This window comes from Streptomyces sp. HM190 (assembly GCF_009857135.1).
Classification (GTDB): domain Bacteria; phylum Actinomycetota; class Actinomycetes; order Streptomycetales; family Streptomycetaceae; genus Streptomyces; species Streptomyces heilongjiangensis.
Genome location: NZ_CP047318.1, coordinates 4,816,980 through 4,842,149, shown reverse-complemented (window position 1 = coordinate 4,842,149; position 25,170 = coordinate 4,816,980). Strand labels below are relative to the sequence as shown.

Sequence of the window (25,170 nt, the reverse complement as noted above, 5' to 3'; positions counted from 1 at the left end):
TCCGCCCGCCCTTTGAGCTGGGGCCTCGCCCCACCCGTCGTATGGCCGTCTACGAAACCACCGCGGGGTCCGCCGACTTGGCCAGCCGCTCGGAGTTGTCTTCGTCACCCATCGCGATCCCGCGCCGCTTGGACACGTACACCGCGCCGACGATCACGGCGACCGAGAGGACGGCGATGGTGACCCGCAGCCCGACGCTCTTGTCGTCGCCGTAGCTGAACTGGACGACGGCGGGAGCGATGAGCAGCGCGACCAGGTTCATCACCTTCAGCAGCGGGTTGATCGCCGGGCCCGCGGTGTCCTTGAAGGGATCGCCGACGGTGTCGCCGATGACGGTCGCGGCGTGGGCCTCGCTGCCCTTGCCGCCGTGGTGGCCGTCCTCGACGAGCTTCTTGGCGTTGTCCCACGCGCCACCGGAGTTGGCGAGGAACACCGCCATCAGCGTCCCGGTGCCGATCGCACCGGCGAGATACGCGCCCAGCGCGCCGACCCCGAGCGTGAACCCGATCGCGATGGGTGCCAGGACGGCGAGCAGACCGGGCGTGGCGAGTTCCCTGAGGGCGTCCTTGGTGCAGATGTCGACGACCCTGCCGTACTCGGGCTTCTCGCTGTAGTCCATGATCCCGGGCTTCTCCCGGAACTGCCGCCGCACCTCGTAGACCACCGCGCCCGCGGACCGCGAGACCGCGTTGATGGCCAGTCCGGAGAAGAGGAAGACGACCGCGGCGCCCGCGATCAGCCCGACGAGGTTGTTGGGCTGGGAGATGTCCATCATCAGGTTCATGGGCGCGCCGGCGCCGGACACCTTCTCGCCCACGTCGTTCGCCGCGGTGACGATCGCGTCGCGGTACGAGCCGAACAGCGCCGCCGCCGCGAGGACGGCCGTGGCGATGGCGATGCCCTTGGTGATGGCCTTGGTGGTGTTGCCGACGGCGTCCAGGTCGGTGAGCACCTGCGCGCCCGCGCCCTCGACGTCGCCCGACATCTCGGCGATGCCCTGGGCGTTGTCGGAGACGGGTCCGAAGGTGTCCATGGCGACGATGACGCCGACCGTGGTGAGCAGGCCGGTGCCGGCGAGCGCCACCGCGAACAGCGCGAGCGTGATCGACGTGCCGCCGAGCAGGAACGCCCCGTACACGCCGAGCCCGATCAGCAGGGCGGTGTAGACGGCCGATTCCAGGCCGACGGAGATGCCGGCGAGGATGACGGTCGCGGGGCCGGTGAGCGAGGTCTTGCCGATGTCCCGCACGGGACGCCGGGTCGTCTCGGTGAAGTAGCCGGTCAACTGCTGGATCAGCGCGGCCAGCACGATACCGATGGCCACAGCGACGAGCGCGAGGATCCGCGGGTCGCCGCCCTTGTCGAGGATCGCCTGGTCGCCGACTCCGTCCAGGCCGGCGTACGTCGACGGCAGGTAGGCGTAGACGGCGACGGCCACCAGGGCCAGCGAGATCACCGCGGAGATGAAGAAGCCGCGGTTGATCGCGGACATGCCGCTGCGGTCGTTGCGGCGTGGCGCCACCGCGAAGATGCCGACCATCGCGGTGAGGACGCCGATCGCGGGGACGATCAGCGGGAAGGCGAGTCCGGAGTCGCCGAAAGCCGCCTTGCCGAGGATCAGCGCGGCGACGAGCGTCACCGCGTACGACTCGAAGAGGTCGGCCGCCATGCCCGCGCAGTCGCCGACGTTGTCGCCCACGTTGTCGGCGATGGTCGCGGCATTGCGCGGGTCGTCCTCCGGAATGCCCTGCTCGACCTTGCCGACCAGGTCGGCGCCGACGTCGGCGGCCTTGGTGAAGATGCCGCCGCCGACCCGCATGAACATGGCGATGAGAGCGGCGCCCAGGCCGAAACCTTCCAGCACCTTCGGCGCGTCGGCCGCGTACACCAGCACCACACAGGAGGCGCCCAGCAGGCCGAGCCCCACCGTGAACATGCCGACGACGCCGCCCGTGCGAAATGCGATCCTCATCGCCTTGTGCGAAACCGTGGTGAGATCCTTTTCCGGCTCACCTTCCGCCGGTGTCGCCTCCCGGGCCGCCGCCGCGACGCGCACATTGCTGCGCACGGCGAGCCACATGCCGATATAGCCCGTGGCCGCCGAGAACGCCGCACCGATCAAGAAGAATACCGATCGGCCGGCGCGCTGATTCCAGTCGTCCGCGGGCAGCAGCATGAGCAGGAAGAACACGACGACGGCGAAAACGCCGAGCGTACGCAACTGCCGGGCCAGATAGGCGTTCGCGCCTTCCTGTACGGCAGCCGCGATCTTCTTCATGCTGTCGGTGCCCTCGCCCGCCGCGAGCACCTGGCGCACCAGGACTCCGGCGACGACGAGCGCGGCCAGCGCCACGACCCCGATCACCATGACGATGATCCGGTTGTCGTCGGTCAGCACTGCGGCTGCGAAGTTCGTGGGGTGGTCAAACCGCTGAGGGGTAGAAAGCCCCGCCATTCGTCCTCCTTGACGCTTGGGCTGAGCTCAAGATGTGGACGGATTGTAGGGAGCGGACCCTGATCAAAACAGTGCACGGTAAACGGAATTAGCCTTCGCGCGCCCATCAGCAAATGATCCGCACCCGACCACGTTACTCGAAAGAAGTAACGCCCCAAAGGCATTGACGCTTGATCGAATTATCGCGCCATTGATCGTGAATTACTTCACGAATTCCGGTGTCCCGATGAACGTTGATCAGAAGAAAAGGAAAGGGCCCTGCTCAGCAGGGCCCTTCGGGTTCATGCTCGGACGTGGGAGGAGTCAGGTCAGCACCGCGGTGGGCGGCGTGGTCGGCCAGCTCATACGGATCAGTCCGCCGTTCTCCCCGGTGCTGACCTCCATGTCGTCGACGAGGCCGCTGATGACCGCGAGGCCCATGTCGTCCTCCTCGCTGTCCGCCTCCACCTCGCCGCCGCCACCCGACGCCCTGCCACCGGGGACGGTGTGGGGCGCCTCGTCGCCGACCTCGATGGAGAACTGCTTCTCCTCCTCGATCAGCGACACGTGCACCGGCGCGGAGACGCCGCTGCTCCGGTGCAGCCCGACGGCACGCGTGCACGCCTCGCCGACGGCCAGCCTGACCTCGTCGAGGACGGCCTCGTCCACTCCGGCCCTGCGCGCCACCGCTGCCGCCACCAGTCGGGCGGTTCGGACGTGCTCGGGCAGCGCGCTGAAGCGGAGTTCAACGGTGGCCATGCATCCCCCTCGGAACTACGGGCGTGCGGTCGAAGGGCCGGGCCCTCGGGCCCGGTCCCCTCACTTGACTTGTCTGTGGCGCTTCCGGGCGCGGGGCCCGGACGGGCGTCATCAGTCGGTGGCCGCAACCGCTTCGTCGACCGAGGTGTGAATGGGGAACACCTTGGTCAGACCGGTGATGCGGAAGATCTTCAAAATGCGCTCCTGGTTGCAGACCAGGCGCAGCGAGCCCTCATGGGCCCGTACGCGCTTCAGTCCGCCCACCAGCACGCCGAGCCCGGTGGAGTCGAGGAAGTCGACGCCCTCCATGTCGACGACGAGGTGGAAACTCCCGTCGTTGACCAGCTCGACCAGCTGCTCACGCAGCTTGGGCGCGGTATAAACGTCGATTTCGCCACCGACCTCGACGACCGTACGATCGCCGACGGTACGGGTCGACAGGGACAGGTCCACGGATCCTCCAGCACCTTGCTATCGAGCGTTCGCCCCTCGGGACACCTCGGCTTGAAAGCCCCCGGGACGGTTCGCCAGCCGCGATGGCATTCAATCACTTACCGGCAGGCGTGCACGACGCCTTGGCTCCATTGTCCGTCACGCCGGTGACACACTCGGTACCGATGGCCAAGAATCACCGATCCGATCGATCCCCGACGGACACCGCACCCAGCCCCTCGCCGGGCGAGGTCCTGGACCGGCTCGCCTCGGGCCCGAGCCGGTCCTCGCGCATCACTCATACGGAGCATGTGCCCCCGCGTGCGGGTCGCCATGCCGTCTGGCCGGACCGGATCCGCGCCGAGGTCATCGCCGCCGTCCAGCACGCCGGAATCGAACATCCCTGGGCCCACCAGGCAAGGGTCGCCGAGCACGCCCTCGACGGCGAGTCGGTGGTCGTCGCCACCGGCACCGCCTCCGGCAAGTCCCTGGCCTACCTCGTGCCGGTGCTGTCGCGTCTGCTGGACGGCTCCGAGGCCCCCAACGGCCGCGGGGCCACCGCTCTCTACCTGGCCCCCACCAAGGCCCTCGCGGCGGACCAGTGCCGGTCGGTGAAGGAACTTTCACATCCTCTGGGCAACGCCGTACGCCCGGCCGTGTACGACGGCGACACCCCCGTCGAGGAACGCGAGTGGATCCGCCAGTACGCCAACTACGTCCTCACCAACCCCGACATGCTCCACCTGGGCATCCTCCCGTCCCACCCCCGCTGGTCCTCCTTCCTGCGCGCCCTCAGGTACGTGGTGATCGACGAGTGCCACACCTACCGCGGCGTCTTCGGCTCCCACGTCGCCCAGGTGCTGCGCCGCCTGCGCCGCCTGTGCGCCCGCTACGGCGCCGAGCCCGTCTTCCTGCTGGCCTCCGCCACCGCCGCCGAGCCCTCCGTCGCCGCAGGACGCCTCACCGGCGTCCGGGTGACCGAGGTCGCCGACGACGCCTCGCCCCGCGGTGAACTGGTGTTCGCCCTATGGGAGCCCCCGCTCACCGAGTTCCAGGGCGAGAAGGGCGCCCCCGTTCGGCGTACCGCGACCGCCGAGACGGCCGACCTGCTCACCGACCTCACCGTCCAGGGGATCCGCTCGGTCGCCTTCGTACGCTCCCGGCGCGGCGCCGAGCTGATCTCCGTGATCGCCCAGGAACGCCTCGCCGAGGTCGACCGCTCCCTGGCCCGGCGCGTGGCCGCCTACCGCGGCGGCTACCTCCCCGAGGAACGGCGCGCCCTGGAACGCGCCCTCCACTCCGGCGAACTCCTCGGCCTCGCCGCCACCACCGCCCTCGAACTCGGCGTCGACGTCTCCGGCCTCGACGCCGTCCTCATCGCCGGCTACCCGGGCACCCGCGCCTCCCTGTGGCAGCAGGCGGGCCGCGCCGGACGCTCCGGCGAGGGCGCCCTCGCCGTCCTCGTGGCCCGCGACGACCCGCTGGACACCTTCCTCGTCCACCATCCCGAGGCCCTGTTCGACCAACCGGTGGAGTCGACCGTCCTCGACCCCGACAACCCCTACGTGCTCGCCCCCCACCTGTGCGCGGCCGCCGCCGAGCTGCCGCTGACGGAGGAGGACTTCGCGCTGTTCGGCCCCGCCTGCGAGGAGTTGCTGCCGCAGCTGGAGGTCGCGCAGCTGCTGCGCCGCCGCACCAAGGCCTGGCACTGGACCCGCCGGGAACGGGCCGCCGACCTCGCCGACCTCCGGGGCCAGGGCGGCCGCCCCGTCCAGGTCGTCGAGGCCGCCACCGGCCGCCTCCTGGGCACGGTCGACGCGGGCGCCGCCCACACCACCGTCCACGAGGGCGCGGTTCATCTGCACCAGGGCCGTACGTACCTGGTGCGCGAACTGGACCTGGACGACTCCGTCGCCCTCGTCGAGCAGGCCGAGCCGCCCTACTCGACGGTCGCCCGCGACACGACCTCCATCTCCGTGCTGGATACGGACACCGAGATCCCCTGGGGCGACGGCCGCCTCTGCTACGGCTCCGTCGAGGTCACCAACCAGGTCGTCTCCTTCCTGAGGCGCCGGCTCATCACCGGCGAGGTCCTCGGCGAGACCAAACTCGATCTCCCTCCTCGTACGCTGCGCACCCGTGCCGTCTGGTGGACCGTCACCGAGGACCAGCTCGACGCGGCCCGCATCAACCCCGAGATCCTCGGCGGCGCCCTGCACGCCGCCGAGCACGCGTCGATCGGCATGCTGCCGCTCTTCGCCACCTGCGACCGATGGGACATCGGCGGCGTCTCCGTGCCGCTCCACCCCGACACCCTGCTGCCGACGGTCTTCGTATACGACGGCCACCCGGGCGGCGCGGGCTTCGCCGAGCGCGCCTTCCACACGGCCGCGTCCTGGCTCGACGCCACCCGCCAGGCCATCGCCGCGTGCGAGTGCGACGCCGGGTGCCCGTCCTGCATCCAGTCCCCCAAGTGCGGCAACGGCAACGACCCCTTGCACAAGCGAGGCGCTGTACGCCTCCTCACGGAACTGCTGAAGGGGGCTCCGGGGGAGGGCGGGGCGACGTAGGAGGTCGGAGCCACGTAGCCAGGCCGGAGCGACGCAGGTGGCCGGAGCCACGTAGCCACGCCGGGGCGACGCAGGAAGGTGGGTCCGCGCAGGAGGGCGGGTGGCTCAGGCTCGGGCCGCGCTCCCCCGCGTTCCTCGGCGCGTGCCCCTGCGGGGCCCTGGCCGGGGGCCGCCGGCGGCGGCCCCGCTCGCGCCCTGGCCTCGGCGCTCAGCAGGCCGGTGCCCGACGCCGCAGTGACGTCCGAGATCTCCCCCTCCACCTCGCAGCTCACGATGCGGCCGCCTTGCGCCCGAGCCACCCTCTCGGCCGTCACGCAGGCGCCCTCACCACCTTTCATCCAGTGGTCGGCGGCGGCCAGGGCCGCGAGATCCGCCGCGCCGGCCGCACGGTGCCGGATCACCACTGCCTGGCCCATGGCGTGCACGGCACCGAAGACCACGCACAGCACGAACAGCGCACCGACGACCCAGACGGTCGCTGAGCCGCGGTCCGAGCGGACGTTCGAGGGCGCGATCGAAGACGCGGTCGGCGACGCGGTCGAGCGGGTGGCCGAGGACCCGGCCGAGCGGACCAGAGAAGAGGCGGCCGGCCGGGCGGTCGACGACATTCTCATCGGCTCGCCACCCCCACCGTCTCCTCCGCGAGGGCCACGGCCGTGTGGCTCAGGTCCAGGCCCAGGCCGCCGGGGCCCGGCGAGCGGGCCGACACCTCGACACGGACGTGGTCGCCGTCCCGGCCCACGCTGACCCGCGCCCCGTCGGGCGCCGCGCGCCGGGCCACGTCCGCGACCGCGCCCGGCGGATCCTGGCGGGCGGCGGCACGGGCCCCGGCCCTCGCCGCGTCCACACACTGGATCTGGGCGCAGGCCGCGAGCAGGGCCCACACCAGGGCCATCGCGAACAGCACCAGCACGGGCAGCGCCATGGCCGCCTCGGCCGTCACGAACCCTTGGTCGCCCCCCAGGGCCCCACCGCGCCGCCGGGGCTCACTCCCCGCCACTGAGGGCCCGCCCGACGATCTCCTGCAGCTCCGCCTGGACCTGCCCGCTGGTCACCACCTTGTAGAGCACCGCGGCGAAGGCCACCGCCGCGATGATGCCGACGGCGTACTCGGAGGTCACCATCCCGGCGTCCCTGCGTGCCGCTCGCACCCGACGCATCAGGGCGCCCATCAGCCGGACCCGCATCGCATCCCGCACTGCCTTGTACATCTCAACCCCCGTGAGGTTCTGTTCCGTTGCTCGTTCGGTTCGTAGTCGCTCGTTCGTGCATCACTGGCTCTTCGGCCATCGCCCATCGCCCATCGGCCATCGGCCATCGGCCGCTGATCGCCAGTCGTAGGGCATCAGTCACTGCTCGCCGTGGCCGCCGGCGGCCGGGCATCGGTCACCGGTCAATCGCCCGCCGATGTCGTCGCGCCGCTCGCTCGCTCCCCGCCCTCACCCCTCGCCTCTCACCCCTCACCACCTCCTCCCAACAGCCCGTCCGCCAGGCCGATCACCACAGGCAGCACTCCCACCGCGATGAACGCGGGCAGGAAGCACAGGCCAACCGGGGCGGTGACCATCACGGCGGCCCGGCGGGCCCGTTCCGTCGCGGCGCGCCCCCAGTCGGCGCGGGCCTCGGCGGCGAGGCGGGCGACCGGGTCTGCGGCCGGTACGCCGGTCTGGTCGGCCCGCTCCAGGAGGCGGGCCAGCGGACCGGCCCCCGGGAGGGCGGCCAACGCACGCCACGCGTCCGCCGGTTCGCCCCCGAGGCGAGCCTCTGCGGCCCCCCTGGCCAGCCGCTCACCCACCGGTCCGCCCAGCGCCTCACCTACGGCCTGCGCGGCAACGACAGGGCTCGCCCCGGCCGCGATACAGGCGGCCAGCAAGTCCGCTGTGAGGGGCAGTTGCCGTGCGGCCTCCGCCGTGTCGACCGCCTCCGCCGACCGGCCGTCCGTCGTCCGGGTCCGGCGTAGCCACTGCCAGACCCCCGTACCGGCGGCGAGCCCCAGCGCCAGCCCCGGGAGGCCCCCGATCAGCACCCACCCGGCGCACACCCCGCCGGCGACCGGCGACCAGCGCCGCATGGCACCCCGCAGGACGAGAGGCCGTCGAGGCGGTGCGGCCGACCGGGCCAGGACCGCGTCCAGCCGGGCGAGGAGACGCCGTCGGCGCCGTGCGACGGCCAGCCACCGGGTCGGCCACCACAGGCCCACGAGAACGCACAGGGCCACCCCCAGCCTGTGGACGACTTCCTCGTTCACGCCGCCTCCGCTCCCCGTACGATCCGCAGCGCCCACCACAGGCCGACGCCCTCCAGCACCACGCCGACCACCAGGCAGCCCAACCCGGCCGCGCTGTGCAGCACCACGTGCAGCGGATCGGCGCCGAGGGCGGTGCCCAGCAACAGGCCCAGCACCGGGAGCCCGGCGAGCATCACCGCCGTCGACCGCGAGCCGGCCAACTGGGCCCGCAGGTCCGCCCGCTGGTCCCGTTCGGCGCGCAGGGCGCCCTCCAGGCGGTCGAGCCCGGCGGCGAGGCCCGCGCCCCGGTCCACGGCGACCCGCCAGCACGCGGCGAGCCCCAGCAGTCCGTCGGCACCGGGTTGGCGCGCCGCGTCGGCGAGCGCGCCCGGCACGTCCCCGCCGAACCGGGCCGCCGCCAGCACCAACGCCTGCACCTCGCCCAGGCCTCCGGAGTCCCGTGCGGCCCGCAACAATGCCTCTCCCGGCTGCCGCCCGGCCCGCACCTCCCCGGCGAGCGCCGCGCACAGCGCGACCACGGCGTCACCGCGCCGTTCGCGGGCCCGGCGCTCCTGCGCCGCCCGCCGTACCCGCCGTAGCAGCGGCACCCCGGCCGCACCGGCGAGGACCGGCAGCATGGAAGCCCCCAGCACCGCGAGAAGCGACCCCGCCACCAGCGCCCACCACTCGAACCCGAGCCGCCGCACCCGGCCGACCGCCCTCTGCCAGGGCGGCGGTCCGCTCGCCCCGCCCCCGGCCAGCAACGACCGGGCCCGTCGAGCGGCACCGTCCCGGCCATCACCCACCATCCAGGCCGCCGCCCCGGCACACACCAGGGCCACGCCGGCCGACGCCTCATCGACCCCCGTCAAAGGACCCACTCCCTTCCCGCAGTTCGCCCCGGAGCAGTGCCCGCAGCCGCTCCCAGCCCCGCTCGTACACGAACGCCTCCGCGCCCCATCGAAGGGCCGGCACCGTGACGACCAGCCCCGACGCGGCGCGCTCCAGCACATGGACCTCGGCGATCCGGCGCCGCCCGTTCCGGTCCCGCACCAGGTGAAGGACCACCGACAGCGCGGCCGCCAACTGGCTGTGCAGCGCGGCCCGGTCGAGCCCGGCGGCCGTCCCGAGCGCCTCCAGCCGGGCCGGTACCTGCGCGGCCGCGTTGGCGTGCAGGGTGCCGCAGCCTCCCTCGTGACCCGTGTTCAAAGCGGCCAGCAGGCTGACCACCTCAGAGCCTCGGACCTCGCCGACGACCAGCCGGTCCGGGCGCATCCGCAGCGCCTGCCGCACCAGGTCCTGGAGTTCGACGAGGCCGGCGCCCTCCTGGTTGGCCGGTCTGCCCTCCAGCCGCACCACGTGCGGATGGTCGGGCCGCAGCTCCGCCGAGTCCTCGGCGAGCACGATCCGCTCACCCGGGTCGACCAGGCCGAGGAGCGCGCTCAGCAGGGTCGTCTTCCCGGTGCCCGTACCGCCACTGATGACGTACGACAGCCGGGAGCGGATCAGTGCCCGCAGCACCCGGTCGCCGCCCGGCGGCACCGTGCCCGCCGCCCTCAGTTCGTCGAGCGTGAACGCCCGGGGCCGGACGACCCGCAGGGACAGGCAGGTGGAGCCCACCGCGACCGGTGGCAGCACGGCGTGAAGACGGGTGCCGTCGGGGAGCCGCGCGTCGACCCAAGGCCTGGCGTCGTCGAGGCGCCGTCCCGCGACGGCCGCCAGGCGCTGCGCGAGCCGCCGGACCGCCGCCGCGTCCGGGAAGGAGATCCCGGTCAGCTCCAGGCCGCCTCCACGGTCCACCCACACCCGGTCGGGCGCCGACACCAGCACGTCGGTGACCGACGGGTCGGCGAGCAGCGGCTCCAGCGGTCCACTGCCCACCAGTTCCGAGCGCAACCGCTCGGCCGCCCCGAGCACCTCGGTGTCCCCGAGCACCCGGCCCCGCTCCCGCAGTGCCTGAGCCACCCGGGCCGGTGTCGGCTCGGCACCGCTCTCGACGAGCCACTGCCGCACACCGTCCAGAAGCCCGTCGTCGAGCATCCCGCTCACCCGCCCCCACCTCCGCTCCACATCGCCCCGCACCCGAGCCGCAGACCTGGTGCCTGGCACCGCCGTCCCACGTTCCCCATGGCGCATCCCACGGCCGCCACAGGACGCCCGGCGCCCACCGCCCGCCCAGCGCCCACCGCTCGCCCGTTCACGCCGCCTCACCCCCGACGGCCACCCGCTCCCAGAAGCCGGCGCAGAAGCGGGCCAGCGGGCCGCGGGGGATGCCTCCCGGTGGTTGGGCGGCGTCACGGAGGTCCTGCTCGGTGGGAATCTCGCCGACGAGCGGCAGGCCGAGGAGGCGGGCGATGTCCTGGTCGTCGAGGCCCGGCGCGTACGGGCCCCGGACCGCCACGCGCAGGTCGCGCAGGACCATGCCGAAGGCCGAGGCGACCCGGGAGGCGGCCGCGACGGCGCGCAGTTCGGCGGGGACCACCAGCAGGCCGATGTCGATCTGGGCGACGGCCTCGGCGACGCCTTCGTCGACGCGGCGCGGCAGGTCGACGACGACCGCCCCGCCTCGCCGCCGGCCGGCGGCGAGGACCGCGCGCACGGCCTGCGGCGGGATGGCGACGGCGTCGCCCCGGTCCCAGCTGAGGACCCGCAGCGAGTGCAGTTCGGGAAGGGACTCCTCCAGTGCGCCGCCGCCGACCCTGCCGCGCGAGGCGGCGAACGCGGGCCAGCGGAGCCCTTCGGCGTTCTCGCCGCCGAGGAGCACGTCGAGCCCGCCGCCCAGCGGGTCGGCGTCCACGAGGAGTGTGCGCCTGCCCTGGCGCGCCGAGGTCACGGCGAGCGCGCAGGCGAGGGTGGACGCCCCGGCGCCGCCCCGTCCGCCGATCACACCGACGGTGAGCGCGGGCCTGCCGACCCCTTCGGCGACGTCGGCGATGCGATCGACGAGCCATTGCTCGCCGTCGGGCAGCATCAGCACGTGGTCCGCGCCGATCTGGACGGCACGCTGCCAGACCCCGGAGTCGTCCTGGTCCTTCCCGATGAGCACGACGCCGCGCCGGCGGACGGCCCCGCGCAGTCGCCGCGCCGCGTCGTCGCCGACGAGTACGAGCGGTGCCGCCTCCCAGTGACCCCGGCCCTCCGGCACGCCGTGGTGGACCTCCGGTCTGGCGCCGGCGGCCGCGCACAGGCGCAGCAGGTCGTCCAGGAGGTCCACGTCCTCGGTGAGGATCAGCGGCCTGCCCTGCCGCCCCTCGCCGGTCGGCCGCCGGTCGTCGGTGATGGCTCCCGCCATGATCTCCAGCCCCCTTCGCCGCGCCCCGGACCGGTGTGCGAGGCGGCGGCTCGGTGCTCGCCGACCCCGCCCGTGTCCCGGACGCCCGTGTTCAAGTCCTGTGTGAGGTGCCGGCCGCCCGCCGCCGAATGGGCGGTCGGAGGCAACCGGCCGAAGACGCCCGAGAAACCGAACCGGCCAGGAACTCGCCGCCGTCGGGACGCGCTGGAATCACGGTGCAGCGATCCCGGAAATGGTGTGGATCTTGGTCGAAAACTGTGGACGGCCCGAGGGTTGTGAATATCGCCGTCACCCGTACAGGCGATGGCCGCACGACCTCCGCAGCGCAGCACGACGGCTACCCAACGTGACGATTCCTGTGGGAGGGCAGAGAAACGCCCACGAGGGCACGGGACGACCTCGTGGGCGGGAGCGGGGAGGGGAAAAGGTATCCGGACATGCGACGACCCCCGCCGGGGGGGAGAGCGGGGGTCGTCCCCACGGCCGACTCGGGGGGGGAGGAGTCGGGCCGGGTTAGCACGGTCGCGAACGATCCGTGACTTCCATGGTGTACCCGAGAGCCTTCTCAGGCAAACCCACGCGCCCCACACTAGCCCGAATGGCGGGCGCATATGCTCAGCCTCGTGGAAAACCACTCCTTGCCCCGCACAGCGGCCTTCTTTGACCTGGACAAGACGGTCATTGCGAAGTCGAGCACGCTCACGTTCAGCAAGTCGTTCTACCAAGGCGGCCTGATCAACCGCAGGGCCGCCCTGCGGACGGCCTACACCCAGTTCGTGTTCCTCGCGGGCGGCGCCGACCACGACCAGATGGAGCGGATGCGGAAGTATCTCTCCGCGCTGTGCCGGGGCTGGAACGTCCAACAAGTGAAGGACATAGTCGCCGAGACCCTTCACGACCTGATCGACCCGATCATCTACGACGAGGCGGCCTCCCTCATCGAGGAGCATCACACCGCCGGGCGGGACGTCGTGATCGTCTCCACGTCCGGTGCCGAGGTCGTCGAACCGATCGGCGAGCTACTGGGCGCGGACCGTGTGGTGGCGACCCGGATGGTCGTCGGCGACGACGGGTGCTTCACCGGTGAGGTGGAGTACTACGCGTACGGCCCGACCAAGGCGGAGGCGATCCGGGAGCTGGCCGAGTCCGAGGAGTACGACCTGGCGCACTGCTACGCGTACAGCGACTCGGCGACGGACCTGCCGATGCTGGAGGCCGTGGGGCACCCGCACGCCGTCAACCCGGACCGGACGCTCCGCAGGGAGGCCCTCGCGCGCGGGTGGCCGATTCTGGACTTCCACCGCCCGGTGCGGCTGAAGCAGCGGCTCGCCGTCCGGCCCCGGCCCGCACTCCTCGCGGCGGCCGCCATAGGAGCAGCGGCGGCCACCGCGGGGCTCGTCTGGTACGCGAGCCGGCGGCGGGTGGCGACCGCCTGACCGACGCCGGACGACCAGCGCCGATTCACCCTCTTCGAAGGCCGGGGTAAAGAAGGACGGCGAGGGGTTCCGCTCGCTTCGGTCCTGGAGTAAAAAGGTTTCAAGGCCCGCGAGACCAAAGGACCTCCGAGAGGATCACCTTTTACAACTCATTTGGCCCCACGGACCGAGCATGAACACTGGGCACCCACGCGACGTCGACCCGTCGATTACGGGCCAGCCGCACCAGGTGACGGGCACAAGCTCCCGACCTGATGGGCACATATCGAGGACGCTTGGTAACCCGGTGGACATGCCAGCGGCGGTACGAATTCTCGTACCGCCGCACCTTATTTCCGGCTGTTTCTACGCCGCTCCGCGCTGCAGCGCCTCACACACCGCCGTCGACTCGCGCGCACCCAGTTCGACCGCCCTTCCGCAGTGGGCGATCCAGGCGGCCATTCCCTCCGGGGTACCGGAGACATAGCCGTCCAGGGCGGCGAGGTAGGCGGCACGGCCGAGTTCCGCGTGACCGACCTCCGCCGGGCAGACCGACTTGGGGTCGAGGCCGCTGCCGACCAGGACGCTCCGCTCGGCGGCCCGCGCGACGAGACCGTTGTGGAAGCCGAAGGGCCGCACGGCGACCAACTCGCCGTGCACGACGGCGGCCGTGACCAGGGCGGGCGCAGCGCTGCCCCGGATGATCAGCTCGGCGAGGCCGTCGAGACGGCCGGAGACCTCCGCCGCGCTCGGCAACGGCAGCTCCACGAGGGGTTCGTCGACGGGTTCGCCGTCCTGACGGGGACGCCCCACGCGCGCGTCGTCCTCACCGGCCGCCACCAGGTGCAGCCGGGCCAGCACCCGCAGGGGTGACTGCCGCCAGATGGACAGCAGTTGGCCGACCTCGGCGGTCAGGCGCAAGGCGGCGCCGACGGTGCGCGCCTCGTCGTCGCCCCCCTGCCCGCTGAAGTCGCTGCGTCGTCGCACCTCTTCGAGCGCCCAGTCGGCGCCGGACAGCGCGGCCGACCCGCGCGCGCCGCGCAGGGCGGCCTCGGAGGTGACCGCGTTGCTGCGCCGCCGCATCACACGGTGGCCGTAGACCCGGTCCACGGCCTTGCGTACGGACTCCACGGACTCGGGCACGCCGGGCAGCTCGGCGAGGGCCGCGAGCGGATCGGCGTTCGCACCTGTCGTACTCATGAGTACGACCCTACGCGCCTCCGCCGTACGACCCCTCGAAGGAGTGGTCTTCCATGCCGTCGGCATACCGTTGGCGATCATCCGACTACCGTTGGTGAACATGAAAATTGCTTTCGTCGGGAAGGGCGGAAGTGGCAAGACCACGCTGTCCTCCCTGTTCATCCGCCATCTCGCCGCCTCCGGGGCGCCGGTCGTCGCCATCGATGCGGACATCAACCAGCACCTGGGGGCCGCGCTGGGGCTCGACGAGTCGGAGGCCGCGGCGCTTCCGGCGATGGGAGAGCGGCTCTCACTGATCAAGAATCACCTCCGCGGCTCCAACCCGCGGATCGCCTCCGCCGAGACGATGATCAAGACGACGCCGCCCGGCGAGGGCTCCCGGCTGGTGCGGATCTGCGACCCCAACCCGATCTACGACGCCTGCGCGCGGCCGGTGGAACTCGACGGCGGGGCCATCCGTTTGATGGTCACCGGCCCCTTCACCGACTCCGACCTGGGGGTCGCCTGCTACCACTCCAAGACGGGAGCGGTGGAGCTGTTCCTGAACCACCTGGTGGACGGCCGCGACGAGTACGTGGTGGTCGACATGACGGCCGGTTCGGACTCCTTCGCGTCCGGCATGTTCACCCGCTTCGACATGACGTTCCTCGTCGCCGAGCCGACCCGGAGGGGGGTCGCCGTCTACCGCCAGTACAAGGAGTACGCCAGCGACTACGGCGTCGCCCTGAAGGTCGTCGGCAACAAGGTCCGGGGCGGCGACAGCAGCGACGACCTCGACTTCCTCCGTGGCGAGATCGGCGAGGACCTGCTGGTCGCGGTCGGCCACTCGGACTGGGTGCGCGCCCTGGAGAAGGGGCGCCCGCCCCGTTTCGACCAACTGGAGGAGCCCAATCGCCACGCCCTGCACACCCTGCACGAGGCAGCGGACGCCATGTACGAGCTGCGCGACTGGGAGCGCTACACCCGTCAGATGGTCCACTTCCATCTGAAGAACGCGAGCGGATGGGGCAATGAGCGGACCGGGATCGACCTGGCGTCACAGATCGACCCCGACTTCGTCCTCGGAGAGCAGCTCGCGGCAGCGGTCTGACCCACGACGCACTCGCCTCACCCGCACCGCACCGCACCGCTCCCCCCACCCTGGTCCGGCGCGGCCCGCACCTCCGGCGGCTCGTCCGCTCCCTGCCTACCCTTGCCTACCCCTTCGGCCGGTCCGCCGGGGCACCCGGGACCCCCTTGGGTGCCGGCACCGGTCCGCCCGCGAGGAAGGCGTCCCAGCCCTCCTTCGGGGACCGGCCGACACCGAGGGTGCGCAGCTTGTCCAGGACCTCCGGGTCCTGGGCGTCGAGCCAGTCGACGAGCTGCCGGAAGGAGACGCAGCGCACGTCCGGCTTGCCGCAGACGGTCTCGATGGTCTCCTCGACGGCGCGCATGTAGACGCCACCGTTCCAGGACTCGAAGTGGTTGCCGATGATGAGGGGCGCGCGGTTGCCCGCGTAGGCGCGTTCGAAGCCGGCGAGCAGACCGTCGCGGAACTGGTCGCCCCAGTACTGCCGCTTGGCCGCGGATCCCGCGCGGGCACCGGACTGGTTGACGTAGAAGTTGTAGTCCATGGTCAGCGTCTCGAAGGCGCGACCGGGCATCGGGACCAGTTGCATCGACAGGTCCCACAGGCCGTCCTTCTTGGCGGGCCAGACCTGGTCCCGCACGCCGCTGGTGTCGTAGCGGAAGCCCAGTTCGCGGGCGGCCTGCATGAAGTTGGTCTGGCCTTCCAGGCAAGGAGTGCGGGCGCCGATCAGCTCCCTGTCGTAGTCGAAGGGCAGCGGTTCTGCCTTGCCGGTGCCCGTGTTGGTCTTCCACGCCTTCACGAACGACTTGGCCTGGGCGATCTCGCTCTTCCAGTCCTCCACCGACCACTCACCGACCCCGCCGCCCTTGCCGCAGAAGTGGCCGTTGAAGTGGGTGCCGATCTCGTTGCCCTCCAGCCAGGCACCACGCAACTGCTCCACGGTGTCCTTGATTCCGCGGACGTCGTTGAAGCCGATGTCGGAGCGGCCCGGCGAGTGCTGGGGCGGGCGGTAGAGGTCCCGCTTCTCCTCGGGGACCATGTACACACCGCTCAGGAAGTACGTCATGGTCGCGTTGTTGGCGCGGGCCACCTTGCGGAAGTGTGAGAAGAGGCGCTGGCTGTCCTCGCCGGCGCCGTCCCAGGAGAAGACCACGAACTGCGGGGGCTTCTGACCGGGCTTCAACCGTTCCGGCCTGGGCAGATGCGGCTGCGTGCCGGTGTACGCGGTGGACCCGTCGCCGATGAGCCGCACCGCGGCCTGGGGCGGGGCCGGAGCGCCCCTCTCCGCTCGGGGTGGCGCCTCCTTGCCGCCGCGCGCGCCCTGTGCTCCCTCCTTTCCGGTGCTGTTGGCGCCGGCCGAACCGGCGGAGCCCGTGTCGCCGGAGCCACAGCCGGCGAGTGCCGCGGCGCAGGTCGCGGCGAGTGCCACGCCGACGGCGATCCTCTGGGTGACGGCCATCTTCCGCCCACCTTCTTCCTTTGCTCAGGGGCAGAGGGGCCAAGATCACACAGAGTGCCGATCAAACTAATATGACAAGCCGAAGAAATAACCGATTCACCCTCTTGAGTGATCCATTCACCCATTTGACCTGAATGTCCTTGCGTGACCTTTACTCTGCATTACGATTCATTTACTGAGCGTTGAGAAATCCCGCCGCTGTACGCCGTGACCCACGGCCGCGACCCGCCCCCCGCCCACGCGGGGGGACCACCTGTTCCGCGACCGCGCAGCCCCGGAGGAGACGGGAGAACATGTCCGCCTGCGTCCCCACCCACGCCCCCGACTCCAGCCCGCCACGGGCGGAGTCCGAGCACCAACCGCACAGCCCGCCCGGAGGACCCCGCCGGTTCCGCGTCGCGGGCGCCGATGTGTCCGCCTCCATCGCGGTCTTCCTGATCGCCCTCCCCCTGTCCCTGGGCATCGCCCTTGCCACCGGCGCCCCCCTTCAGGCCGGTCTCGTCGCCGCCGCTGTCGGGGGCATCGTCGCCGGACGCCTCGGCGGCTCCCCCCTCCAGGTCAGCGGCCCGGCCGCCGGTCTGACCGTGGTGACCGCCGACCTCATCCACCAGTACGGCTGGCGCACGACCTGTGCCATCACCGTTCTCGCCGGGCTCGCCCAACTGGGCCTGGCGCAGCTGCGCGTGGCCCGCTCGGCCCTCGCCGTGAGCCCCGCGATCGTGCACGGCATGCTCGCCGGCATCGGTGTCACCATCGCCGTCGCCCAGCTGCACATCGTGCTCGGCGGCACCCCGCAGAGCGCCGTCCTGGACAACGTCCGTGCGCTGCCCGCCCAGTTGGCGCAGCTGCATCCCGCCGCCGTCTCCATGAGCGCGCTCACGCTCGCTCTGCTGTTCGCCTGGCCCCGGCTCCCCGGCCCCGTAGGCCGCCGGCTGCGCAGCGTCCCGGCCGCCCTCGTCGCCGTCGCGGGCGCCACGGCCGCCGCCGCGCTCGCCGGGCTCAGCCTGCCCAAGGTCGAACTCCCGTCCTGGCGCAGCCACGCCCTGGCCGGACTGCCCGAGGGCCCCGTGCTCGGCCTGGTCGCCGCCGTCCTCACCACGACCCTGGTGTGCAGCGTGCAGTCACTGCTCGGGGCCGTCGCCATGGACAAGCTGGCGGCGGGCCGGACCGACGTACGGCGCTCGGACCTCGACCGTGAACTGCGCGGTCAGGGCGCGGCCAATGTCGTCTCCGGCGCCCTCGGGGGCCTGCCCATCGCCGGCGTCGCCGTCCGCAGCACGGCCAACGTCCGCGCCGGAGCCGTCAGCCGGAACTCCACGATGCTGCACGGCGTCTGGGTGGTGGCGGCCGCGCTGTTGCTGGTCCCCGCCCTCGAACTGATCCCCCTCGCCTCGCTCGCCGCGCTGGTGATGGCCGTCGGGCTCCAGATGGTGTCCCTGCACCACATCCGCACGGTCACCCGCCACCGCGAGGTGCTCGTCTACGCGGCCACCACCCTCGGGGTCGTCCTCCTCGGGGTGCTGGAAGGCGTCGCGATCGGCATCGCCGTGGCCGTCGGCGTGGCCCTGCACCGCCTCACCCGCACCCGCATCGCCCACGAGGAGAAGGACGGGGTCCACCACGTCCATGTCCGGGGACAGTTGACGTTCCTCGCCGTGCCCCGGCTCAGCCGCGCCCTGCACCAGGTCCCGCAGGGTGCCGAGACGGTGGTGGAGCTGGACGGGTCGTTCATGGACCACGCGGCGTACGAGTCCCTCCAGGACTGGCAGCACGCCCACCGCGCGCGCGGGGGCTCCGTGGAGATCACCGGACGCGCCGGGACCCGGATCGCCGAACCCGCGGGCACCTCCGCGGCCGGCTGCCGCTGCCGGCCCTGGACGGCATGGCGCAACCACCAGTGCGCGGCCCCGGCGCCCAGCCCCGCCGGCGGCCCGGCCGAGGAGCCGGCCGAGAAGCCGAGCGGCCATCAACTCGCGCGCGGCATCAGCGTGTTCCAGGCCAACACCGCTCCCCTGGTGCGCCACGAGCTTGCGCGGCTCGCCCGGGAGGGCCAGCAGCCCTCGCAGCTCTTCCTCACCTGCGCCGACTCCCGGCTCGTCACCTCGATGATCACCTCCAGCGGCCCCGGCGACCTCTTCGTCGTGCGCAATGTCGGCAATCTGGTGCCCAGGCCGGGCGAGGAGAGCGCCGACGACTCGGTGGCGGCGGCCATCGAGTACGCGGTGGAGGTGCTGAAGGTCCGGTCCATCACCGTCTGCGGGCACTCCGGCTGCGGTGCGATGCAGGCCCTGCTCACCACCGATCCCCAGGGCTCCCAGACCCCCCTCAAGCGATGGCTGCGGCACGGTCTGCCCAGCCTGGAGCGCGCCACCGACAAGGGCCGCCCCTGGGCACGCATCGCCGGACGCGAACCGGCCGACGCGGTCGAGCATCTGTGCCTGACCAACGTCATCCAGCAGTTGACGCATCTGCGGGCGCACGAGTGCGTCGAGCGGGCCCTGCGCGAGGGCAGCCTCGAACTGCACGGGATGTACTTCCACGTGGGTGAGGCCCAGGCCTACCTGCTCAAGGAGGACGCCCCGGACAGCGGCGTCTTCGACCGGGTGGCCGGAACGACGGGGGCGGGGCAGGCAGCGGGCGCGGTTCTGCACGACACGCGCGTCTGAACCGATTCTCCCGCCGGTCCGTGACAACGGGTGGCCCCGCGGCCGTGGGGCCACCCGTCCACAGGTCTAAACCAATCCCGAGAAGGCCCTTGTCACGAGTGGTCCGGGTCTGATGAGCTGTGGCCTGGGACACAACGGTCGCCCCGACAAAGCACCGTAAGGGAGATGTCGTGAGCAACGAAAGCCTGGCCAACCTCTTGAAGGAGGAGCGACGTTTCGCGCCGCCCGGTGACCTGGCCGCGCACGCCAACGTCACGGCGGAGGCGTACGAACAGGCCAAGGCTGACAGGCTCGGTTTCTGGGCGGCTCAGGCCCGGCGGCTGACCTGGGCCAAGGAGCCGACCGAGACCCTGGACTGGTCGAACCCCCCGTTCGCCAAGTGGTTCAAGGACGGCGAGCTGAACGTCGCGTACAACTGCGTCGACCGCCATGTCGAGGCAGGCCACGGCGACCGGGTCGCCATCCACTTCGAGGGCGAGCCCGGGGACAGCCGGGCCATCACCTACGCCGAGTTGAAGGACGAGGTGAGCAAGGCGGCGAACGCCCTGCTCGAACTGGGCGTCCAGGCCGGTGACCGGGTCGCCGTCTACATGCCGATGATCCCGGAGACCGCCGTGGCGATGCTCGCGTGCGCCCGTATCGGCGCCGCGCACTCCGTCGTATTCGGCGGCTTCTCCGCGGACGCGCTCGCGACCCGCATCCAGGACGCCGACGCCAAGGTCGTCATCACCGCCGACGGCGGCTACCGCCGCGGCAAGCCCTCCGCGCTCAAACCGGCCGTGGACGACGCGGTCGCCAAGGCGGGCACCATCGAGCACGTCCTCGTCGTCCGCCGCACCGGCCAGGACGTCGCCTGGACCGAGGGCCGCGACGTGTGGTGGCACGACATCGTCGACCGGCAGTCCGCCGAGCACACCCCGCAGGCGTTCGGGGCCGAACACCCCTTGTTCATCCTGTACACGTCGGGCACCACCGGTAAGCCGAAGGGCATCCTGCACACCTCCGGCGGCTACCTCACCCAGACGGCGTACACGCACCACGCCGTCTTCGACCTCAAGCCGGAGACGGACGTGTACTGGTGCACGGCCGACGTCGGCTGGGTCACCGGCCACTCGTACATCGTCTACGGACCGCTGGCGAACGGCGCGAGCCAGGTCATGTACGAGGGCACCCCCGACACCCCGCACCAGGGGCGCTTCTGGGAGATCGTGCAGAAGTACGGCGTGACGATCCTGTACACGGCGCCCACGGCCATCCGTACGTTCATGAAGTGGGGCGACGACATCCCCGCGAAGTTCGACCTCGGCAGCCTGCGCGTGCTGGGCTCGGTGGGTGAGCCGATCAACCCCGAGGCGTGGATCTGGTACCGCAAGCACATCGGTGCGGACCGGACGCCCATCGTGGACACCTGGTGGCAGACCGAGACCGGCGCCATGATGATCTCCCCGCTGCCGGGCGTCACCGAGACCAAGCCGGGCTCCGCACAGCGGCCCCTGCCGGGCATCTCCGCGACCGTCGTCGACGACGAGGCGAACGAGGTTCCCGACGGCGGCGGCGGCTATCTGGTGCTCACCGAGCCGTGGCCGTCGATGCTGCGCACCATCTGGGGCGACGACCAGCGGTTCCTCGACACGTACTGGTCGCGGTTCGAGGGCAAGTACTTCGCCGGTGACGGGGCCAAGAAGGACGACGACGGGGACATCTGGCTCCTCGGCCGCGTCGACGACGTGATGCTGGTCTCCGGCCACAACATCTCCACCACCGAGGTGGAGTCGGCGCTCGTCTCGCACCCGTCCGTCGCGGAGGCGGCCGTGGTCGGCGCCGCCGACGAGACGACCGGTCAGGCCATCGTCGCCTTCGTCATCCTGCGCGGCACGGCGGCCGAGACCGAGACCCTGGTCGGCGAGTTGCGCGACCACGTCGGCGCGACCCTCGGCCCGATCGCCAAGCCCAAGCGGATCCTGCCGGTGGCGGAGCTGCCGAAGACCCGCTCCGGCAAGATCATGCGGCGACTGCTGCGTGACGTGGCGGAGAACCGTCAGCTCGGTGACGTCACCACGCTCACGGACTCCACGGTCATGGACCTCATCCAGACCAAGCTGCCGGCGGCGCCCAGCGAGGACTGACAGCGCGCTCGTCGAGGGCTGGACCCACGCGCAGGCGGCGGCCGGACGGCCGCCGCCCCGTCGAGTGCCGACGAAGCCGTATGTGCGTGCGACGGTACGGCCGTGGGACGCGGTTCGTCCTGAGGAAGAAGCCGGTGATCGGGGCACCAGGTGCCCCGAGCTGTGCCCTTAGGTAGACTAAACAATCAGGTGTGCCGGGAAGTCTGGTCGGCGAGTGTTCCGTCCTGCCCTCGACCGGAGGTCCCGCCGTGGCCGCGTCCCGCCCCACCCCCGCCCGGAAGGTCCTCGACCGGCTCTCCCTGCCCGAGCGCACCTTCGTGGCGGACGCTCTGCGCACGGAGACCGTCGGCGGTGTGCTGCTGCTCCTCGCCGCCGTCACCGCGCTGATCTGGGCGAACGTCCCCGCTCTCCACAACAGTTACGAGAGCGTCAGCGACTTCCACTTCGGGCCCGAGGCACTCGGCCTGAACCTCTCCGTCGCCCACTGGGCCGCCGACGGACTCCTCGCGATCTTCTTCTTCGTCGCCGGCATCGAACTCAAGCGCGAGCTCGTCGCCGGTGACCTCCGGGACCCGAAGGCGGCCGTGCTGCCCGTGGTCGCCGCCCTGTGCGGCATGGCCGTACCGGCACTCGTCTACACCCTCACCAACGTCGGCGGCGGATCCCTCGCCGGCTGGGCCGTGCCCACGGCCACCGACATCGCGTTCGCGCTCGCCGTGCTGGCCGTCATCGGGACCTCACTGCCCTCCGCGCTGCGCGCGTTCCTGCTCACGCTCGCGGTCGTCGACGACCTCTTCGCGATCCTGATCATCGCGATCTTCTTCACCAACGGCCTCGACTTCGCCGCGCTCGGCGGCGCCTTCGTGGGTCTCGCCCTCTTCTGGCTACTGCTCAGGAAGGGGGTGCGCGGGTGGTACGTGTACGTTCCGCTCGCCGTCGTCATCTGGGGGCTGATGTACAACAGCGGCGTCCACGCCACCATCGCCGGTGTCGCGATGGGCCTGATGCTGCGCTGCACCCGGAACGAAGGAGAGGAGCACTCCCCCGGCGAGGCCGTCGAGCACCTCGTGCGCCCCCTCTCGGCAGGGCTGGCCGTGCCGCTGTTCGCCCTGTTCAGTGCGGGAGTCACCGTGTCGGGCGGAGCGCTGGGGAAGGTGTTCACCCAACCGGAGACGCTCGGCGTGGTGCTCGGACTGGTCGTCGGCAAGGCGGTCGGGATCTTCGGCGGGACCTGGCTGACCGCCCGTTTCACCCGGGCCTCGCTCTCCGAGGACCTGGTCTGGCCGGACGTCCTCGCCGTCTCCACCCTCGCCGGGATCGGCTTCACCGTGTCGCTGCTCATCGGCGAACTCGCCTTCGAGGGCGACCCGGCGCTCACCGACGGCGTCAAGGCGGCCGTGCTCACGGGGTCGCTCATCGCGGCCCTCCTGGCGACCGTCCTGTTGAAGCTGCGCAACGCCAAGTACCAGGCGATGTGGGCCGAGGAGCACCGCGACGAGGACCTCGACGGCATCCCCGACATCTACGAACAGGACGACCCGGCGTACCACCTGCGCATGGCCGAGATCTACGAACGCAAGGCCGCCGAGCACCGCAGGCTTGCCGAAGTGGCGGGCGGGGCAGGCGACCGGGACGACGGTCCGGCATGATCTGACAGGACCGTACAAAACGCAGGGCGCCCCCGGCACCGTACGCGCGGCCTTCGAGCCGCCGCCCGTACGGACGGGGGCGCTTCCGGACGCAGATGAGGGAGACCCCGATGAGCGCACCCGACGGCAGCCCGGTCGGTGCCGAACGCAGTGTCGGCCAGCTGTTCGCCTCGGCGACGGCCGAGATGTCCGCACTGGTGCACGACGAGATCGCGCTGGCGAAGGCCCAGCTCCGGCAGGACGTCAAGCGCGGTGTGGTCGGCGGCGGGGCCTTCGCGGCGGCCGGCGCGGTGCTGATCTTCTCCCTGCCGATGCTCAGCTTCGCGCTGGCGTACGGCATCCGCACCTGGACCAACTGGAACCTGGCGATCTGCTTCCTGCTGTCGTTCGCGGCGAACGTGCTGGTCGCCGTCGTCCTGACGCTCATCGGTGTCGCCTTCTCGAAGAAGGCCAAGAAGGGGCAGGGCCCGCAGAAGGTCGCCGCGTCCATGAAGGAGACCGCCGGAGTGCTGCAGAACGCCAAGCCGCACCCCCGTCGGCCCGCCCGGACCGACGGCGGTGTCGAGGCTGTGGCACGCTCGACCTCATGACGGACCCCTCCACCTCAGCCGCCTCCGGCCAGCCCGCCTCGGTCGTACGACTCGACGTGCCCGGCGCGAAAGAGGTGATCCACCGGGACGTGGCCGCCAACGGCGCCCGTTTCCACATCGCCGAAGTCGGCGAAGGACCGCTGGTGATGCTGCTGCACGGCTTCCCGCAGTTCTGGTGGACCTGGCGGCACCAGCTGGTCGCGCTCGCCGACGCCGGGTTCCGCGCCGTCGCCATGGACCTGCGCGGCGTCGGCGGCAGCGACCGTACGCCCCGCGGCTACGACCCGGCCAACCTCGCCCTGGACATCACGGGCGTCGTCCGGTCCCTAGGCGAGCCCGACGCCGCACTGGTCGGGCACGACCTCGGCGGCTACCTGGCGTGGACGGCCGCCGTGATGCGGCCCAAGCTGGTGCGGCGACTCGCGGTCTCCTCGATGCCGCACCCGCGGCGCTGGCGCTCGGCGATGCTGTCCGACGTCAAGCAGACCGCCGCCGGGTCCTACATCTGGGGCTTCCAGCGGCCCTGGATCCCCGAACGGCAGCTGACCGCGGACGACGGCGCCCTGGTGGGCCGGCTGATCCGGGAGTGGTCGGGTCCCCGGCTGCCCGACGACGAGGCCGTGGAGGCGTACCGGCGGGCGATCTGCATCCCGTCGACGGCCCACTGCTCGATCGAGCCGTACCGGTGGATGGTGCGCTCCCTCGCCCGCCCCGACGGCATCCAGTTCAACCGGCGCATGAAGCGGCCGGTGCGCGTGCCGACGCTCCATCTGCACGGTTCACTCGACCCGGTGATGCGCACGCGCAGCGCGGCGGGCTCCGGGGAGTACGTCGAAGCGCCCTACCGCTGGCGGCTGTTCGACGGGCTCGGGCACTTTCCGCACGAGGAGGACCCGGTGGCGTTCTCGTCGGAACTCATCAACTGGCTGAAAGACCCCGAGCCCGACCGCTGAGCAGGCCCGCCGAGCCCGCCCCGCCAGCTGAACGTGAACGCCTGTTCAACGGACAGCCACTTGCCTGGCGCATAGGCCGATTGGGGGGCGCGGGGGAGGTTACTGACCTTGGGGCGGGGGCACACGTCGGGGTATGGGCTGGACGCACGACTACAGTGACGCAGCACGCAATCGCCGCTCGGCCGGGGGCCTGAGCTCCCACCAGAGGGGCGCGCCGCAGGCGCCGGGCACGGACCCGGACGCGGACCCCCGGCTGGGCATTCCGCTGATCCTGCGCCGCCGGGCCCGCTGGGTCTCGGCCCGCCTGCGCCACCCCCGGCCCTGAGCAG

The 25,170-nt window shown here is 71.8% G+C and carries 20 protein-coding genes and 1 pseudogene; 9 read left to right on the top strand and 12 right to left on the bottom strand.

Annotation, left to right across the window (positions count from 1 at the left end; all coding sequences use genetic code 11):
- Positions 1 to 49 precede the first annotated feature (49 nt).
- The 3 genes from GSY65_RS20680 to bldG all read right to left on the bottom strand — a co-directional run bounded on the left by GSY65_RS20680 (position 50) and on the right by bldG (position 3,646).
- Positions 50 to 2,455, bottom strand: coding sequence for a sodium-translocating pyrophosphatase (locus GSY65_RS20680; protein WP_159770955.1), 2,406 nt, complete (start codon positions 2,453 to 2,455; stop codon positions 50 to 52).
- A gap of 303 nt (positions 2,456 to 2,758) precedes the next feature.
- On the bottom strand, positions 2,759 to 3,193 hold the full coding sequence (locus GSY65_RS20675) for an ATP-binding protein (RefSeq protein WP_159770952.1): 435 nt from the start codon (positions 3,191 to 3,193) through the stop codon (positions 2,759 to 2,761).
- Positions 3,194 to 3,304: 111 nt separating this feature from the next.
- Complete coding sequence (gene bldG, locus GSY65_RS20670) at positions 3,305 to 3,646, bottom strand: anti-sigma factor antagonist BldG (protein WP_005475923.1); 342 nt, start codon at positions 3,644 to 3,646, stop codon at positions 3,305 to 3,307.
- Between the two features lie 83 nt (positions 3,647 to 3,729).
- On the opposite strand from bldG, the gene GSY65_RS20665 reads away from it, so the two are divergent.
- Positions 3,730 to 6,195: a DEAD/DEAH box helicase gene (locus tag GSY65_RS20665; RefSeq protein WP_201452611.1), complete on the top strand. Its 2,466-nt coding sequence runs from the start codon at positions 3,730 to 3,732 to the stop codon at positions 6,193 to 6,195.
- Between the two features lie 155 nt (positions 6,196 to 6,350).
- Here the strand turns inward: GSY65_RS20665 and GSY65_RS20660 are convergent.
- The 7 genes and pseudogenes from GSY65_RS20660 to ssd form a co-directional block, all read right to left on the bottom strand.
- A pseudogene (locus tag GSY65_RS20660) lies at positions 6,351 to 6,710 on the bottom strand (Rv3654c family TadE-like protein); the annotation flags it as partial.
- 95 nt (positions 6,711 to 6,805) lie between these two features.
- Positions 6,806 to 7,195 (bottom strand): TadE family type IV pilus minor pilin, encoded by a 390-nt coding sequence (locus tag GSY65_RS20655; RefSeq protein WP_159770947.1) that lies wholly within the window; start codon positions 7,193 to 7,195, stop codon positions 6,806 to 6,808.
- Positions 7,182 to 7,406 carry a DUF4244 domain-containing protein gene (locus tag GSY65_RS20650; protein ID WP_159770944.1) on the bottom strand — a complete coding sequence of 75 codons (225 nt, stop codon included), beginning with the start codon at positions 7,404 to 7,406 and terminating at the stop codon, positions 7,182 to 7,184. Before GSY65_RS20650 ends, GSY65_RS20655 begins: the two co-directional genes overlap by 14 nt.
- 242 nt (positions 7,407 to 7,648) lie before the next feature.
- Entirely contained in the window at positions 7,649 to 8,443 is a 795-nt protein-coding gene (locus GSY65_RS20645; RefSeq protein WP_159770941.1) for a type II secretion system F family protein, read from the bottom strand.
- Positions 8,440 to 9,231: a type II secretion system F family protein gene (locus GSY65_RS20640; RefSeq protein WP_159776207.1), complete on the bottom strand. Its 792-nt coding sequence runs from the start codon at positions 9,229 to 9,231 to the stop codon at positions 8,440 to 8,442. The genes GSY65_RS20645 and GSY65_RS20640 overlap by 4 nt, the downstream gene beginning before the upstream one ends.
- 46 nt (positions 9,232 to 9,277) lie before the next feature.
- Positions 9,278 to 10,462 carry a TadA family conjugal transfer-associated ATPase gene (locus tag GSY65_RS20635; protein ID WP_236580232.1) on the bottom strand — a complete coding sequence of 395 codons (1,185 nt, stop codon included), beginning with the start codon at positions 10,460 to 10,462 and terminating at the stop codon, positions 9,278 to 9,280.
- Between the two features lie 157 nt (positions 10,463 to 10,619).
- Positions 10,620 to 11,714, bottom strand: coding sequence for a septum site-determining protein Ssd (gene ssd / locus GSY65_RS20630; RefSeq protein ID WP_159770935.1), 1,095 nt, complete (start codon positions 11,712 to 11,714; stop codon positions 10,620 to 10,622).
- Positions 11,715 to 12,325: 611 nt separating this feature from the next.
- Here ssd and GSY65_RS20625 point away from each other — a divergent pair.
- On the top strand, positions 12,326 to 13,150 hold the full coding sequence (locus GSY65_RS20625; RefSeq protein WP_159770932.1) for an HAD family hydrolase: 825 nt from the start codon (positions 12,326 to 12,328) through the stop codon (positions 13,148 to 13,150).
- Positions 13,151 to 13,495: 345 nt separating this feature from the next.
- Here GSY65_RS20625 and GSY65_RS20620 read toward each other — a convergent pair whose 3' ends face one another.
- On the bottom strand, positions 13,496 to 14,329 hold the full coding sequence (locus GSY65_RS20620) for an oxidoreductase (RefSeq protein ID WP_159770929.1): 834 nt from the start codon (positions 14,327 to 14,329) through the stop codon (positions 13,496 to 13,498).
- Between the two features lie 100 nt (positions 14,330 to 14,429).
- On the opposite strand from GSY65_RS20620, the gene GSY65_RS20615 reads away from it, so the two are divergent.
- Positions 14,430 to 15,419 (top strand): ATP-binding protein, encoded by a 990-nt coding sequence (locus tag GSY65_RS20615; RefSeq protein WP_159770926.1) that lies wholly within the window; start codon positions 14,430 to 14,432, stop codon positions 15,417 to 15,419.
- Positions 15,420 to 15,525: 106 nt separating this feature from the next.
- Here GSY65_RS20615 and GSY65_RS20610 read toward each other — a convergent pair whose 3' ends face one another.
- Positions 15,526 to 16,857 carry a hypothetical protein gene (locus GSY65_RS20610; protein ID WP_159770923.1) on the bottom strand — a complete coding sequence of 444 codons (1,332 nt, stop codon included), beginning with the start codon at positions 16,855 to 16,857 and terminating at the stop codon, positions 15,526 to 15,528.
- A gap of 293 nt (positions 16,858 to 17,150) precedes the next feature.
- Between GSY65_RS20610 and GSY65_RS20605 the strand changes: the two genes are divergently transcribed.
- The 6 genes from GSY65_RS20605 (at position 17,151) to GSY65_RS20580 (ending at position 25,166) form a co-directional block, all read left to right on the top strand.
- Positions 17,151 to 19,523 carry a SulP family inorganic anion transporter gene (locus GSY65_RS20605; RefSeq protein ID WP_159770920.1) on the top strand — a complete coding sequence of 791 codons (2,373 nt, stop codon included), beginning with the start codon at positions 17,151 to 17,153 and terminating at the stop codon, positions 19,521 to 19,523.
- Positions 19,524 to 19,693: 170 nt separating this feature from the next.
- Positions 19,694 to 21,649 (top strand): acetate--CoA ligase, encoded by a 1,956-nt coding sequence (acs, locus tag GSY65_RS20600; protein ID WP_159770917.1) that lies wholly within the window; start codon positions 19,694 to 19,696, stop codon positions 21,647 to 21,649.
- 248 nt (positions 21,650 to 21,897) lie between these two features.
- A complete protein-coding gene (gene nhaA / locus GSY65_RS20595) occupies positions 21,898 to 23,298 on the top strand; it encodes a Na+/H+ antiporter NhaA (RefSeq protein ID WP_159776206.1) in 1,401 nt (466 codons plus the stop codon).
- 110 nt (positions 23,299 to 23,408) lie between these two features.
- Positions 23,409 to 23,888 (top strand): phage holin family protein, encoded by a 480-nt coding sequence (locus GSY65_RS20590; protein WP_159770914.1) that lies wholly within the window; start codon positions 23,409 to 23,411, stop codon positions 23,886 to 23,888.
- On the top strand, positions 23,885 to 24,841 hold the full coding sequence (locus GSY65_RS20585; protein ID WP_159770911.1) for an alpha/beta fold hydrolase: 957 nt from the start codon (positions 23,885 to 23,887) through the stop codon (positions 24,839 to 24,841). Before GSY65_RS20590 ends, GSY65_RS20585 begins: the two co-directional genes overlap by 4 nt.
- 133 nt (positions 24,842 to 24,974) lie before the next feature.
- Positions 24,975 to 25,166: a hypothetical protein gene (locus GSY65_RS20580; RefSeq protein ID WP_159770908.1), complete on the top strand. Its 192-nt coding sequence runs from the start codon at positions 24,975 to 24,977 to the stop codon at positions 25,164 to 25,166.
- The last annotated feature ends 4 nt before the right edge of the window (positions 25,167 to 25,170 follow it).

Coding starts and splice junctions, on each gene's coding strand:
- GSY65_RS20610 (WP_159770923.1), bottom strand. CDS start 16,857: ATGGCCGTCACCCAGAGGATCGCCGTCGGCGTGGCACTCGCCGCGACC.
- ssd (WP_159770935.1), bottom strand. CDS start 11,714: ATGGCGGGAGCCATCACCGACGACCGGCGGCCGACCGGCGAGGGGCGG.
- GSY65_RS20615 (WP_159770926.1), top strand. CDS start 14,430: ATGAAAATTGCTTTCGTCGGGAAGGGCGGAAGTGGCAAGACCACGCTG.
- GSY65_RS20625 (WP_159770932.1), top strand. CDS start 12,326: ATGCTCAGCCTCGTGGAAAACCACTCCTTGCCCCGCACAGCGGCCTTC.
- GSY65_RS20620 (WP_159770929.1), bottom strand. CDS start 14,329: ATGAGTACGACAGGTGCGAACGCCGATCCGCTCGCGGCCCTCGCCGAG.
- GSY65_RS20635 (WP_236580232.1), bottom strand. CDS start 10,462: ATGCTCGACGACGGGCTTCTGGACGGTGTGCGGCAGTGGCTCGTCGAG.
- GSY65_RS20605 (WP_159770920.1), top strand. CDS start 17,151: ATGTCCGCCTGCGTCCCCACCCACGCCCCCGACTCCAGCCCGCCACGG.
- GSY65_RS20680 (WP_159770955.1), bottom strand. CDS start 2,455: ATGGCGGGGCTTTCTACCCCTCAGCGGTTTGACCACCCCACGAACTTC.
- GSY65_RS20585 (WP_159770911.1), top strand. CDS start 23,885: ATGACGGACCCCTCCACCTCAGCCGCCTCCGGCCAGCCCGCCTCGGTC.
- GSY65_RS20665 (WP_201452611.1), top strand. CDS start 3,730: ATGGCATTCAATCACTTACCGGCAGGCGTGCACGACGCCTTGGCTCCA.
- GSY65_RS20640 (WP_159776207.1), bottom strand. CDS start 9,231: ATGGTGGGTGATGGCCGGGACGGTGCCGCTCGACGGGCCCGGTCGTTG.
- GSY65_RS20650 (WP_159770944.1), bottom strand. CDS start 7,406: ATGTACAAGGCAGTGCGGGATGCGATGCGGGTCCGGCTGATGGGCGCC.
- GSY65_RS20590 (WP_159770914.1), top strand. CDS start 23,409: ATGAGCGCACCCGACGGCAGCCCGGTCGGTGCCGAACGCAGTGTCGGC.
- GSY65_RS20580 (WP_159770908.1), top strand. CDS start 24,975: ATGGGCTGGACGCACGACTACAGTGACGCAGCACGCAATCGCCGCTCG.
- GSY65_RS20675 (WP_159770952.1), bottom strand. CDS start 3,193: ATGGCCACCGTTGAACTCCGCTTCAGCGCGCTGCCCGAGCACGTCCGA.